At 70.0% G+C, this 17,164-nt stretch carries 10 protein-coding genes and 1 pseudogene; 7 read left to right on the forward strand and 4 right to left on the reverse strand.

Annotated elements, in window-relative coordinates; all coding sequences use genetic code 11:
* Positions 1 to 77 precede the first annotated feature (77 nt).
* On the forward strand, positions 78 to 4,841 hold the full coding sequence (locus IPG61_09435; protein MBK6734299.1) for a hypothetical protein: 4,764 nt from the start codon (positions 78 to 80) through the stop codon (positions 4,839 to 4,841).
* 175 nt (positions 4,842 to 5,016) lie between these two features.
* Here the strand turns inward: IPG61_09435 and IPG61_09440 are convergent, their stop codons facing one another.
* Positions 5,017 to 5,514: a hypothetical protein gene (locus tag IPG61_09440; protein ID MBK6734300.1), complete on the reverse strand. Its 498-nt coding sequence runs from the start codon at positions 5,512 to 5,514 to the stop codon at positions 5,017 to 5,019.
* 511 nt (positions 5,515 to 6,025) lie between these two features.
* On the opposite strand from IPG61_09440, the gene IPG61_09445 reads away from it, so the two are divergent.
* The 5 genes from IPG61_09445 (at position 6,026) to IPG61_09465 (ending at position 11,040) form a co-directional block, all read left to right on the forward strand.
* Entirely contained in the window at positions 6,026 to 8,380 is a 2,355-nt protein-coding gene (locus IPG61_09445) for an alkaline phosphatase family protein (GenBank protein MBK6734301.1), read from the forward strand.
* Positions 8,381 to 8,401: 21 nt separating this feature from the next.
* On the forward strand, positions 8,402 to 8,977 hold the full coding sequence (locus IPG61_09450) for a DUF1211 domain-containing protein (protein ID MBK6734302.1): 576 nt from the start codon (positions 8,402 to 8,404) through the stop codon (positions 8,975 to 8,977).
* A 93-nt stretch (positions 8,978 to 9,070) separates the two neighbouring features.
* Positions 9,071 to 9,736: a MarC family protein gene (locus tag IPG61_09455; GenBank protein MBK6734303.1), complete on the forward strand. Its 666-nt coding sequence runs from the start codon at positions 9,071 to 9,073 to the stop codon at positions 9,734 to 9,736.
* A gap of 33 nt (positions 9,737 to 9,769) precedes the next feature.
* Positions 9,770 to 10,540 carry a class I SAM-dependent methyltransferase gene (locus IPG61_09460; protein MBK6734304.1) on the forward strand — a complete coding sequence of 257 codons (771 nt, stop codon included), beginning with the start codon at positions 9,770 to 9,772 and terminating at the stop codon, positions 10,538 to 10,540.
* A 116-nt stretch (positions 10,541 to 10,656) separates the two neighbouring features.
* Positions 10,657 to 11,040 (forward strand): DUF1801 domain-containing protein, encoded by a 384-nt coding sequence (locus IPG61_09465; GenBank protein ID MBK6734305.1) that lies wholly within the window; start codon positions 10,657 to 10,659, stop codon positions 11,038 to 11,040.
* Positions 11,041 to 11,126: 86 nt separating this feature from the next.
* Here the strand turns inward: IPG61_09465 and IPG61_09470 are convergent.
* Both IPG61_09470 and IPG61_09475 read right to left on the reverse strand, forming a co-directional pair.
* Positions 11,127 to 11,904: pseudogene (locus IPG61_09470) on the reverse strand (VOC family protein).
* On the reverse strand, positions 11,888 to 12,553 hold the full coding sequence (locus IPG61_09475; protein MBK6734306.1) for a TetR/AcrR family transcriptional regulator: 666 nt from the start codon (positions 12,551 to 12,553) through the stop codon (positions 11,888 to 11,890). Before IPG61_09475 ends, IPG61_09470 begins: the two are co-directional and overlap by 17 nt.
* A 234-nt stretch (positions 12,554 to 12,787) precedes the next feature.
* Here IPG61_09475 and asnB point away from each other — a divergent pair, with 234 nt between their 5' ends.
* The gene (gene asnB / locus IPG61_09480) at positions 12,788 to 14,491 is read left to right on the forward strand and encodes an asparagine synthase B (protein ID MBK6734307.1); all 1,704 of its coding nucleotides are present in this window, start codon (positions 12,788 to 12,790) and stop codon (positions 14,489 to 14,491) included.
* A gap of 2 nt (positions 14,492 to 14,493) precedes the next feature.
* Here asnB and IPG61_09485 read toward each other — a convergent pair whose 3' ends face one another.
* On the reverse strand, positions 14,494 to 16,926 hold the full coding sequence (locus IPG61_09485) for a response regulator (GenBank protein ID MBK6734308.1): 2,433 nt from the start codon (positions 16,924 to 16,926) through the stop codon (positions 14,494 to 14,496).
* Positions 16,927 to 17,164: the final 238 nt, after the last annotated feature.

Raw genomic sequence — 17,164 nt, forward strand, 5'->3', positions numbered from 1 at the left:
ACAAGGGGCTTATTCGGCCAGCAGCCGTCCGGAGCCCGGACCGGCGCCTTCGCAGCGCCCAAAAGTGAGCATTCATCATGTCGAGAATCGCCCGGATCTCGCGCAGCGCCTGTGTGTTAACTCTCCTTTTGGGCCTCGGGGTGCTGGCGGGCGTGTCCGCGCCGGCCCCGGCGGCTCAGGCAGCGCAAGCGGCGGCGGCGGTCGCCGACCCGGCCTGGCGCGTGCTGGACAGCACGGCCACCACGCTGCGCCTCGAGTTGACGATCCCCGGTTACGAGCGCCGCACAGTCGGCGATGCCGCGCACCCGGATGCGGTCGCCCTGCTGGTGCCCGGCGGCGGCGAACTCGGCGCACTGGGCGCACCGGCGTTGCCGACGGTCAGCCGCCTGGTCGCGGTGCCGGCAGGCGTGCGCGTGAGCGGCGCCGTGGTCGACTACCACACTGTCATCCTGGAAGACCTCGACCTGGCGCCGGTGACCGCCGGTGACGGCACGCCGTTCACGCGCGATGCCGCGGCGTACGCGACGGCCGGCTGGCAGGCGCCTGTCTTCAACGCGGCGACAGCCACGCTGTTGTCGTCCGCCGACAAGGCCGGCCTGCCGGCGCCGACGGTGGCCGTGGGTGCGCCGGCCGTGATGGCCGGCCAGGATCTGGTGGCGCTGACGATCGCGCCCGCGCATTACGATGCGCCGGCGCGGCGCGCTGCGGTTTGCGATCGCGTCGTTGTCGAGTTGCGTTTCGACATCGTCGATGCGAAGGCGGCGAGTGCGGCGCAGCGTCCGTTGCCGCGCTCGTTCGCGCTGCTGGCGCAGGAGCAGGTGCTGAACCTGCCGCGCGAAAAGACGCTGCCGGCCGACGGCGCCGAGCCCGGCCTGTGGGTGGCCGTGGCGCGCAGCAACGCCACGCTGCGGGCGAAGCTGCAGCCGCTCATCGATTGGCGCAAGCGGCAGGGCTACAGCGTCGAAGTGGTGGATGCCGACGCCGTGGGCAACTCGACCAGCGGCATCAAGGCGGCGCTGCAGGCGATCTACGACGACCCGGCGCGGCCGCCGCTCGAGTTCGTGGTGCTGGTCGGCGACGCCGGCGGCACCTACGGCGTGCCGACCTGGAACGAGCAGCTCTCCGGCTACGGCGGCGAAGGCGACCACTACTACGGCATGCTCGACGGCGGGGACATCCTGGCCGACGTGCACGTGGGCCGGCTCTCGTTCTCCAATACCAGCCTTTCCCAGCTCGACGTGCTGGTGAACAAGATCCTCAACTACGAGAAGACGCCGCCCATGGCCGACACCGCGTGGTTCGGCCGGGCCCTGGTGATGGGTGACGAGAGCGCCTCGGGCATCACGACCATCTGGGTGAACCAGTGGCTGAAGACGCAGCTGCTGGGCCTGGGCTGGGCGCGCGTCGATACGTGCTGGAGCGGCAATTTCCCCACGCAGATGACCGCCTCGCTGAACCAGGGCGCCTCGGTGTTCGGCTATCGCGGCTACCTGGGCATGAGCGGCATCCAATCGGGCAACATCAGCCTGCTGGCCAACGGCGGCAAGCTGCCGGTGGCCCTGCTGCCCACCTGCGATACGGGCAGTTTCGCCAGCTCCTCGGAATGCCGATCCGAATCGTGGATGCGCGCGGCGAACGGCGGCGGCATCGCCGCGGTGGGCACGGCGACGACCGGTACGCACACGCGCTACAACAACGCCTTCTTCATGGGCGCCTGGGACGGCCTGCTGCACGGCGCCGACCACCGCGTGGGCGCCGGGCAGACCGCCGGCAAGGTGTGCCTGTACACGAACTACTACGTGGGTGAGCCCGATCGCGCCCAGATCTGGGCCGTGTGGAACAGCCTGATGGGTGACCCGGCAACCGACATGTGGATCGGCGTGCCGCAGACGCTGACGGTGACGGCCCCGGCTGCGTTGGCACTCGGCGCCGGCACGCTGGCCGTGACCGTGCAGTCGGGCGCCGCGCCCGTGCCGGGCCTGCTGGTCTGCGCCCTCGACGCCGGCGGCGCGCGGGTGCGCGGCATCACCGATGCCCAGGGCCACGTCACGCTGGCGGGCGCCCCGTTCGCGACCGGCTCCCTGCAGTTGACGGTGAGCGGGCACGGCTTCCTTCCGTATGTGGGCACCGTGACCGTGGGCCAGCAGCCCACGTTCTGCGGCCTGTTGTCCACGCAGATCATCGACAACGGGACGCTGGGCAGTTCGGGCAACAGCAACGGCCAGGCGAACCCGGGCGAGACGCTCGCCCTGGTGCCGACGCTCAGGAACACGGGCACGACCACGGCCTTCGGCGTGAGTTCGACGCTTGCGGGCGGCGCGCCCTGGGCCACCGTGACGACCGGTGCGCAGTCGTACGGCGACATCAACGCGGCGCAGTCCGTCGCGGCGGCGCCGGTGGCGCTCGTCACGCTGGCGGCCGACGTCCCCGACGGCCAGGTCGTGGGCCTGGACCTGGTGGCGACCAACGGTGCGCTGACCTGGAATTCGACGGTGCAACTGACGGTGTCCGCGCCGCGACTGTCGGTGGCTTCGGTCGCCTTCGGCGGGCCCGGCGGCAGTCTTGATCCCGGCGAGGGCGGCGCCCTGACGGTGACCCTGGCCAACGGGGGCTCGCTGGCCTCGGGCGCGCTCACGGCCACGCTGTCCACCACCAGCCCCTGGTTGTCGGTGACCGATGCCGACGGTGCCTTCCCCGGTGTCGCGCTCGGCGGCAGCGGCAGCAATGCGGGCGCGCCGTTCGCGGTCTACGCCAGCACGGAGTGCTTCACCGGTCACCTGGCGCCGTGCACGCTCGTTCTCAGCAGCGGCGGCGAGACGGTGGCCGAGCTTCCGTTCGCGGTGACGGTGGGCACGCAGATGGCGCACTCGCCGACCGGTCCCGATGCCTACGGTTACTACGCCTTCGACGACACCGACATCGCCAGCGGGCACGCGCCCGTCTACGACTGGGTGGAACTGACGCCCGCGCTGGGCGGCAGCGGCGTGAGCGTGGGCCTGTCCGACTACGGCTGGGAACAGGACGACACCAAGCTTGTGACCCTTCCGTTCGCCTTCCGCTACTACGGCAAGGAACAGACCGAACTGTCGATCTGCTCGAACGGCTGGGTGGCGTTCGGCCAGTGCAGTCTGGTCAGCTACCACAATGCGGGCATTCCCGGCGCCGGCGGCACGCCGCGCGCCATGCTGGCGCCCTTCTGGGACAACCTGATGCAGAGCGGCGACAACCTCGTCTACCACTGGTACGACGCGGTGGAGCACCGCTACATCGTGCAGTGGCGCGACATGGTGCAGTGCTACCAGGGCTACACACAGCACCCGCAGGACTTCCAGCTGATCCTGCTGGACCCGGCCTACTACCAGACCATCAGCGGCGAAGGCATGATCCTCTTCCAGTACAAGACGGTGAACAACACCGACGACCTGAATGCCTACGCGACCGTCGGCATCCAGAGCCCGGACGGGCAGGACGGCCTGCTCTACTCGTACTGGAACCACACGATGGGCGGCGCGGCGACGGTGGCCGCCGGGCGCGCCATCCTGTTCATGCCGCTGGGCGGGCTGCTGCAGCCGTCGGCCGTGGTGACGCCTTCGTCGGTGACGGCCGGCGTGGCGCCGGGCGGCGTCGTCACGCGCGACTTGCTGGTGACGAACGCCGGTGACGCGGGCTCGCTGCTGCAGGTCTCGCTGGCGAAGCTGGATCCGGCGGTGATGGGCGGCAGCAAGTCCGCTGGAATCGGTGCCGAAGAGCCGATCCTGACACCGTCGAGCATCGCCGGCAGCACCTTCACCGCCGACGCCTTCGAGTACGACGCGGGCACGACGGTGGACCTGCACCTGACCATCGATGCCGTGACCGGAGGCCAGGAGTGGATCATCGGCATGGCCTTCGACGCGCCGCCGGGAGTGATCGTCAACGCGAGCACGGCCTGGTTCGGCGGCAACAGCCCGGTCAACTCGAACGATGCGACCGGCGACGGTGCGCGCGTGGTCTGGGGCGACGGCGGGTTCCTCGACAACGGCCAGATCGGCACCGCGACGGTCAACGTGACCTTCACGGCCGGGTTGGCCGGCAACGCGGCCTTCGGTTGGGAACTGCAGGGCGACAACTGGGGCGACGACCCGCACTTCCTCAGCGGCCAGATCGTGCTGGTTTCCACAGGGCCGGCCATCCGCGTCAACGCGCCCGCGGCCGGCGTCGTCGCGGTGCTGGGACAGCCGCTGACGGTCGGGTTCCAGGCCTTCAACGGCCCGACCAGCGTGGCGGTCGACCTGCAGCGCGCCGACGGCGGCGCCTGGGAAACGCTGGTGGCCTCGACGCCGGCGGCGGGCGGTACCTGGACCTGGCCCGCGGTGACGGGCGAGCCCCGGTCCGTTTGCGCGCGTGCGCGTGCGCGACGTGTCGGCGCCCGCGGTGGCCGACACCAGCGCCGTGTTCGCCGTCGGGCGCGACCTGGGCTGGCTGCAGTGGTCGACATCGACGCTGACCGTCCCGGCCGGCAGCAGCCAGACGCTGCAGCTGACGCTGGACTCGACGGGTCTTGCCGAAGGCGTGTACGAGGCGCTGCTGGTGATGGCCGGCAACGGTGCACCGGCCTCGGTGCCGGTCACGTTCTCGGTGTCGAGTACCTCGGCTGTCGGCGACACGCCGCCGGCTTCGGTCGTCACACTCGGGGGCGCCGTGCCGAACCCGTTCAACCCGCGCACCGTGATCACGTTCTCGGTGCCGGCGGCGCAGGACGCACGGCTGGACATCTACTCGCTGGACGGCCGCCTGGTGCGGCGCCTGGTCGACGGGCATGTGTCCGCGGGCGCGCACGACGTGGTCTGGGACGGGCGTGACGACGCAGGGCGTGAAGCGGCGTCGGGCGTGTACTTCCATCGGCTGAGCAGCGGTGGCGTCGTGAAGTCGGGGAAGATGATCCTGGCGCGCTGATCCGGCGCGGCACTGGCTGGGAACGCAAGGAGCCTCCCGTGAAGGAGGCTCCTTGTCTTTTCCATCACCGCGCAGGCGGCGCTACCGGAAACTGCCCTTGAGTGTGCCCCACGGCGCCGTCTCCACCGCCACCGGTTCGCACGGCGTGCAGGTCACGCTCACTTCGTACGGCGTCAGGACACGAAGCGGCGACGAGAGCAGGATCGAGTAGTAGCCCGGGGGCAGGCAGATGGTCACCGTCGGGTTCGGCATGAGCGTGGAATTGGCCACGCAGTCGTTCGCGGTGTACGGGGACTGCAGCATCGTCACCTCGAGGAAGGAGGACACCGTGGTGACCGTCACCTGCGAGGGGACCAGCAGGTTCACGCCAAAGGCGTCGGCGTTGCCGCCGGTCATCACCGTGCCTCCGCAGAGACCAGGGACGGTCGCCACGTTCCAGCCGGAACCGAGCTGGCCGCTGACCGGCGGGTCGTTGCAGTACAGGTCGGTGGTCATCGTCAGGTCGAGGGACTGGGCGGCGGCGGGCAGGGCGGTGGCCAGGGCGATCACGATCAGGAGCAACGGGAGCGAATGGCGCATGACGCACCTCCGGTACGGGCTCTGGGGCGCCGCACCGCAGGGGAGCGGCTGGGCCTGTGATGGTATTTGATAATTGGGATTAATTTCAACCGGATTCGGTCGGGTCCGGAGACGGCCGCTCCGGGACAAAGAAAAGGAGCCGCCTCTTGGGGCGGCTCACTTCTCAGGCGATGGGCGATCCGAAAGCGTCTCCCGGGGGTGGAGGCTCAATTCCGCTCCGGGGACGCTGAAGGCTCGTTTCATCAGTACCAAGACAGCTTAGCAGGGTAGCCAGTCTAATGCAACCTGATTTTGTCAGGTTTATTTGAATTGGCGCCCGGCGGCCGGAACCGCCCCGAATCGGCCCCGAACCGCCCCCTGTACCTTGCCCGGGCCGCTGCCCACCGCTAGGTTGAGCGTCTGGATTCACCTCCCTGGCACGGCCGGCCCCCATGGCGCCGCCGGGCCCACCCTCCACCAGCGCCAGGGCCGCCGCGGGTCAGGCAGGCCGGGCGAAGGAAGCACAGGTTCCATGTACGGGAAGATCCAAGGCAAGGCGGCCTGCGGCCTGGCCGTGTTGGCCATGCTGGCGACCGCGGCGCTTCTGCCACTGGCGGGCTGCGGCAGGAAGCCGCAGCAGGAAGTGTGGATCATCGGCCTGGATGGCGGCGACTGGGACATCCTCGAGCCGGTGATGAACGCCGGCCATATGCCCAACCTGAAGAAGCTGCGCGACGAAGGCGCCTGGGGCCGCCTGCGCAGCGAGATGCCGCTGCTGTCGCCGGTGCTGTGGACCAGCATCGCCACCGGGCAGACGCCAGATCGCCACGGCGTGACCTGGTTCATGTCGACGACACCCGACGGCCAGAAGATCCCCATCAGCAGCCGCAGCCGGCAGGTGCGCGCGGTGTGGAACGTGGCCAGCGAGAACAAGCTGACGGCCGGCGTGATCGGCTGGTGGGCCACATGGCCGGTCGAGCCCATCAACGGGTTCATGGTCAGCGACTATGTGGGGTGGCACAGCTTCGGCATCACCGGGCGCGGTGTCGACGATGTCGGCAAGGTGTGGCCCGAGGCCTACGCGAAGGACGTGGCGGGCCTGCTGCCGGCGCCGGAGGCGATCCCCAACGCGCTGCTGCAGCGCATCGTGAACCTGACCGAGGCGCAGATCGCCGCAGCCACGACGGCCACCGACAACCCCTACAGCACGCCGGTGGCGCACCTGCGCCAGGCGATGGCGACGGCGCGCGGCTACACCGACATCGCACTGGAGAGGCTGGCCAAGCAGCGGCCGTCGCTGCTGGCCGTGTATTACGAGGGCACCGACGCCTCGATGCACCTGTTCAACAACTTCGCCGAACCGAAGCAGGAATGGGTTTCCGACGCCGACTATGCGGCGTACAAGGACGCGGTGGCGGCGTACTGGTCGTGGCAGGACTCGCTGGTGGGCGAACTGCTGGCCAAGCGCGGGCCGAACACGACCATCATCGTGTGTTCGGACCACGGGTTCCGCACCGGCACCGAGCGGCTGCGCGAGGATCACGTCGACACCGAGCTCGCCGATGCCTCGCACATGATCGACGGCATCCTCGTGCTGAACGGGCCGGGTGTGCGCGGCGGGACGCCGATCACCGGCGCGAGCATCTACGACATCGCGCCGACGGTGGCGGCCCTGCTGGGCCTGCCGGTGGCCGGCGACCTGCACGGCCAGGTGCTCAGCGGCGCGCTGAGCGGCGAATTCCGCACCGCGAACCCGGTGCGCCAGGTGGCCACCTGGGAGACGACGCCGCTGCAGCACAGCGGTGAAGTGGTGAACGACCCGGAAGCGGCCGCGCGCATGGAGCAGATGCTGCGCTCGCTGGGCTACGTGGCCGGCGCGGATGACGCCGCGACCTCGCCGGGCGTGGCTGTCGGGGCCGAGAACGCCGTGAACATGGCCACCATCTACATGCGGCAGGGCCGCATGGCCGAGGCCGTGAAGGTGCTCGAGGCCGAGTACGGGCGCTCCCCGCAGGACCGCACGGTGCGCCTGAACCTGGCGCAGGCGTGGGCGCGCAGCGGCCGCGTGCCCGAGGCGCTGAAGATGTACCGCGGCCTGCGCGCCGACGAGCCGCGCGACCTGGCCGTGGTCGAGGACTACGCGCACGCGCTGATGGGTGCCGGACAGTTCGCGCACGCCGTGGCGGTGTACGACTCGGGCCTGGCCGTGGACCCGAAATGGGCCTGGGGCCTGGCCGGCAAGGGTTACGGGATGCACCGCCTGGGCAGGTCGCGCGAGGGCGCGGCGCTGGTGGCCCAGGCGCAGCAGCTCGATGCGCGGCTGCCGCGCTCGTACTTCTACGGCGGGGTCATCGCGCTGGAGACGGGCGATCGTGCGCTGGCGCGCACGCAGCTGACGCGCTCGCTGGAACTGGATCCCGTCGACGAGCAGAGCGCGCTGGCGCTGTCGAGCGTGCTGATCGACGCGAACGACATTCCCGGCGCACGCGCCGTGCTCGAGAAGACCCTCTCGGCCGCCGGCAATGCACCGCGGCTCGCCGGCCAGCTCGGGTTCGTGTTCATGCAGATGCAGCAGCCGGCGCAGGCCGTGCCGCACTTCAAGTCCGCCGTGGCGGCGCTGGCGGCCGCGAAGCAGGACGACCCCTCGTTGATGGGCAACCTGGGCGTGGCGCAGGCGATGAGCGGCGACCTGGAAGGCGGCATCGCCACGTTCAGGCGCATGATCGAACTGTGGCCCGACAGCGCCGAGGCGCACGGCCAGCTGGGCGGCTTCTACGCGCAGGCCGGCCGCAAGGCCGACGCGGTGCGCGAACTGGAGCGCGCCGTGCAGCTGGCGCCGGGCGACGCGCAGCTGAAGAAGGTGTTGGCGGCGGTGAAGAACCAGTAGATCGCAGGAGGAAGGACGGCGATGGGCAAGGGCCGGCTCGAGGCGTTCAGCGACGGCGTCATCGCCATCCTGATCACGATCATGGTGCTGGAGCTGAAGGTGCCGCACGGCACCTCGCCGGCCGACCTGCTGCCGCTGGTGCCGGTGCTGCTCAGCTACGCGCTCAGCTTCGTGTACCTGGGCATCTACTGGAACAACCACCATCACCTGCTGCAGGCGGCGCGTCACGTGGACGGCCGTGTGCTGTGGGCGAACCTGCACCTGCTGTTCTGGCTCTCGCTGGTCCCGTTCACCACCGCCTGGATGGGCGAGAACGAATTCGCCGCCTGGCCGGTGGCAATGTACGGCGTGGTGCTGCTGCTGGCGGCTGTCGCGTACTTCGTCCTCACGCGCGCACTGGTGGCGCGGCACGGCGCGGACTCGGTGCTGGCGGCGGCGATCGGTCGCGACGGCAAGGGTATGCTCTCGCTGCTGCTCTACCTGGTGGGCGTGGCGCTGGCCTTCGTGCTGCCGGCAGCCGCCTGCGGCGTCTACGTGCTGGTGGCGGTGATTTGGCTGGTGCCGGACCGGCGGATCGAGAAGCGGCTCGACGCTTGACGGCTTGCCCGCCAATGGTGACCTTCGCCCGTGTTGCCGCCTGATGCTGCACGACACCGCGAGGGGCGCGAGTGCCCCCGAACGGAGCCCGCCATGGACCTGACCGGATACGCCCTCCTTTCCCTGTCATCGCTGTTCGCGGTGGTGGACCCGCTCGGCTGCATCCCGTTCTTCTCGGGCCAGACCGCAGGCATGTCGCGCAAGCGCAAGCGGCGCATCCTGTGGCGGGCGCTGCTGGTGTCGCTGTTCGTGCTGCTGGCGTTCACCTACGCGGGCAGCACGCTGCTGCACACGTTCGGCATCACCATCGACGCGTTCCGCATCGCCGGCGGCGTCATCCTGTTCGGGATCGGGCTGGACATGCTGCAGAGCCGGCCGCGTCGCTGGCATACCGGGCTGGACCAGGCGGCGCGCGCCGTGGCAGCCGGGCCGGTCGAGGTTCCTGTCGATCCCGACCACGACCCCTCGGTGACCCCGCTCGCGATTCCGCTCATTGCCGGGCCGGCCTCGATCACGGCGGTCATGGTGCTGCAGGCCGGCGCGCCGGGCGTGCCGGGCGCCGTGGTGGTCGGCGGCTCGGTGGTGCTGATCCTGCTGCTGACGGGCGCCATCCTGCTGACGGCCGACACCGTGCTGCGCCGCCTGGGCGCCACCGGCATGAAGATCGTCGAGAAGCTGATGGGGCTGCTGTTGACGGTCATCGCCGTGCAGCTGGTCATGAACGGGGTGGGGCCGTTCGTGAGTGGGTTGGTGAAGTGATCCGACCATCGGCGACGCGGGAGTGAGGGTCCCATGGACTGGACCACGAAGCCGCAGCTTTACGATCATCTCGGCCGCGACTACGGGAGCTACCGCCGGCCCGACCCGCGGCTGGCGGCGGCGATCCTCGCGGCGCTGGGCGATGCTGCGCCCGTCGTGAACGTGGGCGCCGGCGCCGGTTCGTACGAACCGACGGATCGCGAGGTGCTGGCCGTGGAGCCCGCCTTGGCCATGGTGAGGCAGCGCGCGCCCGGCGCGGCCCCGGTGGTGCGCGCCTCGGCCACGCACCTGCCGCTGCGCAGCGGCTCCTTTGCGGCGGCGCTCGCCGTGCTCACGGTGCATCACTGGCCCGACCGCGTGCGTGGCCTGCGTGAACTGGCGCGCGTGGCGCGGCAGCGTGTGGTGATCCTCAACCACGACCCGCTGGCGGCGCCGTTCTGGCTCGTCGACGACTACTTCCCGGAGATCCGCGAGATCGACCGCGGCATCTTCCCGACCCTCGTCGAGTTCGAGTCTGCGCTGGGCCCTGTCACCGTGACGCCGCTGCCGATCCCGCACGACTGCACCGACGGCTTCCTGGGCGCGTACTGGCGCCGCCCGCAGGCGTACCTCGACCCCGGCGTGCGGCATGCCATATCCACGTTTGCACGTGTGGCGAATGTCGAGGCCGGGCTGGCGCAACTGCGCGCGGACCTGGACAGCGGAGCGTGGGAACAGCGGCACGGTCATCTGCTCGGGCTGGCGGAAGTGGATCTCGGGTATCGGCTCGTGACGGCGCGTGCGGCCGGCGCCGATGAGGACTGACCGGTGCCACGTGCGTCGGTGTTGCGCCGGCGCAAGCCTTGCGTCACCATGAGCGGGTTCACCCGGGCGCGCCTTCGCGCCTGACCGCGCACATCGCCGGCAAAGGAGTCTCTCCCATGCCCCCCGCCAAGCCCCGCAACCTGGCCGAGTACATCGCGCGCCTTCCCGACGACAAGCGCGCGGCGCTGGAGAAGCTGCGCAGCCGGATACTCGCCGCGGCGCCCGGGGCCGAGGACAGCATCTCCTACGGGATGCCCGCCGTGAGCCTCGAGGGACGCGCGCTGGTGTGCTACGCCGCGGCGCGGGACCACTGCTCGCTGTACCCGATGAGCCCGCAGGTGATCGAGGACCTGGCGGACGAACTGGCGGGCTACAGCCTCAGCAAGGGCACCATCCGCTTCGACCCGGCCAAGCCGCTGCCGGCCGCGCTGGTGAAGAAGGTCGTGAAGGCGCGCATCGCCGAGAACCGTGCGAAGGGGAAGCCGCGCTGCCGTTCGTAGGACTTGCGCCAGCGCAAGTGGATGGAGCGCGAGGATGACCGGCCGGGGCGCTAGGTGGGCGCGCACCGGCCGGACAATCGTGCGGGTCAGCGCCGCGGGCCCACCATCGCGAACATCGCACCCTGGGGATCGAGGAACTGCGAGATCCACATGCCGCCCGGCACCTCGTGCGTTTCCAGGAGTTGCTTGCCGCCGGCGTCCTTCGCGCGCGTCACGGCCGCATCGATGTCGTCCACGCACACGTAGTAGAGCCACATGGGCGCGGGTGTGTCGGCCATCTTCGTCATCATGCCGCCGGCCGACTCGCCATTGATGGCGTAGATCTGGTAGATGCCCAGCGGGCCCATGTCCATGGCTTCGGCCTTCGTCCAGCCGAACATCTCCGAGTAGAAGGCGAAGGCCTCCTCGCCGTTGCCGGCGTGCAGTTCGCGCCAGCCGATGTGGCCATTGGTGTAGGGGGGCGCCGCTGCGGGTTCGTGGTCGGTGACGGTGCCGCGGAACAGCACGAACGAGGCGCCGTGCGGGTCGGCGACGACGGCAAAGCGACCGATGCCCGGGGATGTCGGCGGGTTCCTTGTACACCTTGCCGCCGGCGGCCCTGACGCGTGCGGCATCCTTGTCGACATCGTCGGAACCGATGTAGCCGAGCCAGAACGGCGGCATGGCCGTGTCGCAGCCGACATCGGCGAACGACAGCATGCCGCCGAGCTCGACGGAGGCGGCCGACAGCAGCAGGTACTTCATGCCGGGCAGGCCCGAGTCGCGCGCGTCCCAGCCGAAGACCTTCTGGTAGAACGCCAGCGCGGCGGATGTATCGGTTGTCGTCAGTTCGTACCAGACGAAGGGCTTAGCGTTGGTCGCCATGATCATCCACTCCTTGGTGGTGGTTGGTTGCGGGGGAATCGAACAACAGTTCCAGGTAGCGTCGGAGATGGGACAGGCATGCATCGGCCACCGCGGGGCCGCCGCTGGCCTTCGCGAGGATGAATGAGCCCTGCAGCACGGCCTGCGTGAACAGGCCCAGGCTCTCGGCGGACCAGGCGGCCCGGGGGGCGTGGAGTTCGCGGGCCGCCTCGATGTCCTGCGCGACAACGGCGGCATGCGCGCTGATGTGGGTGTCGCAGGCTTCGCGCAGCGCGGGGTGCGTGTCGTAGGTCTCCTGCACCACGGTGCCCAGCAGGCAGGTGAACTGCGGCAGGCTGCCCTGCAGGATGGCGCGCCGGAAATCGACATAGCCCAGCACGCGGTCCCGCGGGTCCTCGGGTTCGTGGTACGGGGCCTGCGCGAACAGCGCGTCGGCCCCGGCGGCAAAGTGGGCGGCCGCCGCCAGCGCCAGGTCCTCCTTCCCCCTGAAATGGTGGAAGAAGCTGCCCTTGGTCAGGCCGGCGGCGCGGCAGAGGTCGTCGATGGTGGCGGCCTCGTAGCCCCGGGCCCGGATCAGGTGGACGGCCGCGTCGAGGAACCGGCGGCGCGATTCGTTCCGGGGCGGGCTTTCCGGTGTGGTATCCTGCATGGCGACTCTTTTCGTTGGGATGAGCATACCAACCGGTTGGTATGGCGTCAAGGGATTCGCGGCGAAACACGCCGACCGCGACACGACTGGGGTTCGGTGGACTGGGCCAGCACAGGGGGGCGGGGGGAGCGGCTGCGCCGGAGCCCCGCTATGTACGAGACCCGCATAATATGATATCAAAGGCCCACACACCCGTAGGACACACCAAGCCCCCCCGAGGAGCGTTTCCCCGCCATGTGCTCGATTTTCTGCCTGCTCGACCTGAAGTCGGACCCGGTGGCGCTGCGGCGCCGCGCCCTGGAGATGTCACGCCTGATGCGGCACCGCGGGCCCGACTGGTCGGGCATCCACACGGCGCCCAACGCGATCCTGGCGCATGAGCGGCTGGCGATCGTCGATCCGGTGGGCGGGGCGCAGCCGCTGAAGAACGCCGAGGGCACCCATGTGCTGGCGGTGAACGGCGAGATCTACAACCACCAGGAACTGAAGGCGCAGCTGAAGGGCGACTACGAGTTCCAGACGGGTTCGGACTGCGAGGTGATCCTGGCGCTGTATGCCGAGCACGGCGAGGGGTTCCTCGACCAGTTGCGCGGCATGTTCGCGTTCGTGCTGTACGACGAGGCGCGGGGGCGGTGGCTGATCGCGCGCGACCACATGGGCATCATCCCGCTCTATACCGGGTACGATGCCGAGGGAACGCTGCACGTGGCGTCGGAGCTGAAGGCGCTCGAGCCGGTGTGCCGCGAGGTGGCCGTGTTCCCGCCGGGCCACCTGTGGATGAGCGGGCAGAAGGCGCCGCGCCGCTGGTGGCGGCGCGACTGGCAGTCGTGGGAAGGCGTGAAGGACGCGACCACCGACAAGGCGGCGCTGGCGGCCGCGCTCGACGATGCGGTGCGCTGCCATCTCATGTCCGACGTGCCGTACGGGGTGCTCATCTCGGGCGGGCTCGATTCGTCGGTGATTGCGGCGCTGGCGGCGCGTCATGCGGCGATGCGCGTGGAAGACGGCGAGCGTTCGCAGGCGTGGTGGCCGCGGCTGCACAGCTTCGCGGTGGGGTTGAAGACCTCGCCTGACCTCGTGGCAGCGCGCGAAGTGGCGGCCCACCTGGGCACCGTGCATCACGAAGTGGTCTACACCGTGCAGGAGGGGCTCGACGCCGTGCCGGACGTGATCCGGCACCTGGAAACGTACGATGTGACGACCATCCGCGCGGCCACCCCCATGTACCTGATGGCGCGCCGCATCAAGGCGATGGGCATCAAGATGGTGCTGTCGGGCGAGGGTGCCGACGAGATCTTCGGCGGCTACCTCTACTTCCACAAGGCGCCGGGCGCCGAGGAGTTCCACCTCGAGCTGCTGCGCAAGCTGGAGAACCTGCACCTGTACGACTGCCTGCGCGCCAACAAGGCGATGGCCGCCTGGGGCGTGGAGGCGCGGGTGCCGTTCCTCGACAAGAACTTCCTGGACGTGGCGATGAACATCGCGCCGGGCGACAAGATGTGCGGCGGCGGCGTCATCGAGAAGCGCGTGCTGCGCGAGTGCTTTGCCGGACTGTTGCCCGCCAGCGTGGCGTGGCGCCAGAAGGAGCAGTTCTCCGACGGTGTCGGCTACGGCTGGATCGATTCGCTGCGGGCCACCGCCGAGCAGGTGGTGACCGACGAGGTGTTCGCCGACCGCGCGGCCATGTTCCCGATCCATACGCCGCTGTCGAAGGAGGCGTACTTCTACCGCGCCGTGTTCGAGCAGCATTTCGGCGGCAGCGATTCGGTGCTGCGGACGGTGCCGTACGGGAAGTCGGTGGCGTGCTCGACGGAGGCGGCGCTGGCCTGGGATGCGAGCCTGCGGTTGCGCGATGACCCGTCGGGGCGGGCCGTGCCGGGCGTGCACGGCAGTGCGTATGCGGCGCCGCCGTCGCGCGAGAGCGGGGCGGTGGGCTAGGCTCAGCCGGTACGGCCGAGCAGCGCTCGCACGCGGGTGACCAGTGCTTCGGGGCCGAACGGCTTCTGCAGGAAATCGCCGCCGGCGCCCGCGAGTTCGCGCAGGTCGTCGACGTCGTCGGTGTAGCCCGAGATGAACAGCACGCGCAGGCCGGGGCGCTCCGCCGTCAGGCGCGAGGCCAGTTCGCGCCCGCCCAGTCGCGGCATGACGACGTCGGTGACGAGCAGGTCGATGTTGCCGGCGTGCCGGCCGGCCAGTTCCAGCGCGTCCAGGCCGTCGATTCCCGCCACCACCGTGAAGCCCGCCCGTGCCAGCAGCTGGACGGTGGTTTCGCGCACGTTGGGATCATCCTCGGCGAACAGGATGGTGGCCGCCTCGGCAGCGGTCGGGCGCGGCGCGGGCGCGGGCTCGGGTTCGGCGCCGGCCTCGACGCGCGGCAGGTACACCGTCACCGCGGTGCCGCTCCCGGCGGCGCTGTCGATGAACACGCCGCCGCCGCTCTGCTTGACGATGCCGTACACCGTCGACAGCCCCAGGCCCGTGCCCTTGCCGCGGTCCTTCGTCGTGAAGAACGGGTCGAAGGCGCGGGCGCGGGTTTCCTCCGTCATGCCGATGCCGTTGTCGGCCACCACCAGCGCGACATGCGGCCCGGGGCGCAGCCAGACGTGCCGCTCAGCCAGGGGGCCATCCACGTCGATGGGCGCCACGGTGATGGTGATGGTGCCGCCTTCGCCGCCGGTGACCTTCTCTGCAATGGCATCGCGGGCGTTGACGACCAGGTTGAGGACCACCTGCTCCAGCTGGCTGCGGTCGACCCGCGCCCAGCTGCCTGCCGGGTCGATGGTGATGCGAAGCCGGATGTTCTCGCCGATGAGGCGGTGCATCATCTCGCCCAGGTGCTCGACCACGGCGCCCAGTTCGAGCACCTGCGGCGAGAGCACCTGCCGGCGACTGTAGGCCAGGAGCTGGCGCGTGAGGGCCGCGGCGCGCTCGGCGGCGCGCAGCACGCCCGAGCCGAAACCATGCACCTCGCCCTGCCCGGGCACCGACGAGCGGATCAGCTCGGCATAACCCACGATGGCCGTCAGCACGTTGTTGAAGTCGTGGGCGATGCCGCCGGCCAGCTGGCCCACCGCCTCCAGGCGCTGCGATTGCCGCAACTGCTCTTCCAGGCCCTTCCAGACGGTGATGTCGGTGATGGCCCCGTCGTAGCCCGTGATGGCGCCGTCGGGGCCGTGCACGACCGTGCTCGAGACCAGGCCCCAGAACGTGGAACCGTCGCGGCGGCGGAACAGCACTTCCTCGTTCGCGATGAAGTCGCTCCGGGCGATGACGCCCTTCAGCTCCTCCCGCCGCTCGGGATCGGCGTGGAGCGTGAAGGCGTTGGTCGGCAGGATCTCCTCGGGTGTCTCGCAGCCGAAAAGGCGGGCAAAGGCCATGTTCGCGTAGATGATCGTGCCGTCGGGCGCGCTGCGGTAGAGGCCCTCGTTGACGTTGCGGTTGATCGAGGCCAGCAGTTCGCGGCTGTGGGCCAGCTCGGTGTCGGCGCGACGGCGTTCAGCTTCGGCGGCGCGCCGCTCGGCGACCAGGGCGCCGAACACGAGCGGCATGCCGACCAGGAACAGCTCGAGCAGCTGCAGCACGACATGACGCTCTTCCCGCGCCACGGCCAGGAACGGGCCGGCTCCCCTGGTCGTTGCCAGTGCAATGACGATGGCCGCCAGCGCCCCGGCAGTCACGGCACTGCGCGGCCCCTGGTACACGGCAGCGTAGAGGGGAACCAGCACCGTCAGGTTCAGGAGAACCACGCCGGTAACGCCGCCGGGCCCGAAGACGAAAATGAAGGCAACCAGCGTGGCCTGGACGAGGGCCACCAGGGCAATGTGCAGCGAGCCCAGGCACACCAGGCGTGGCCGCGGATGCGCCAGCCAGATCACCGTCACCGGTACGACCGCCAGGGCGCCGATGACATTCATGCGCCACCAGCCGTCCCATCCCGAATGGAACGGGATGTGGGGATCGGGCCAGAGGTAGGCGCGCGCGATGAACGACATCAGGATGCTGGCCAACGGCGAGACTGCCGCCGCGACACAGAGCGCCAGCACGTCACGCAACCGTTCGAAATGAGGCCGGAAGCCGAAGCGCCGCAGCAGCAGCAGGCCGACAAGGGCTTCAGCCGTACTGCCGATCCCGGCCGGCAGCGACACCCCGAGCCCGTAGCCGATGGCCAGGCGGGTGAAAACCGTCGAAACAAACACGACCCACCACGCCCGCGCCCCCAGCAGCCACAACCCGGCCAGGGCCACCCCCGTGGGCAGCCACATCACGGCCTGATCGATGACCAGATAGCCGATTTCCCTCACTTGTGCGGACACAATGAGGGCCAGGGCGAGAAGTAGAAGCCGGCCCGCGCGGAGCCAGGAGCGCATCTTCATGGTGGGGCGCGTCTCGGTGGGTATTTGTGGCAATTGGGCCATTCGCGGGCCCCCTGCCCGGAATCGACGCATGTTGTCTGCGACGATAGCGGGACGAGGGGGCGCCGTCAACGGGCCGCTGCCGGAACGCCGCGTGGCCGCCTGACATATCGGGGGGGGCGCGGCTGTAGCGCCGCCTCGCAGCGGCGGGCCTTCCCGCCAGCACCGCCCGCACGTCGCGCACGACCTGCTTCCGTCG

The sequence above is a fragment of the bacterium genome (genome assembly GCA_016703265.1).
In the GTDB taxonomy this organism is placed as follows: Bacteria; Krumholzibacteriota; Krumholzibacteriia; order LZORAL124-64-63; family LZORAL124-64-63; genus CAINDZ01.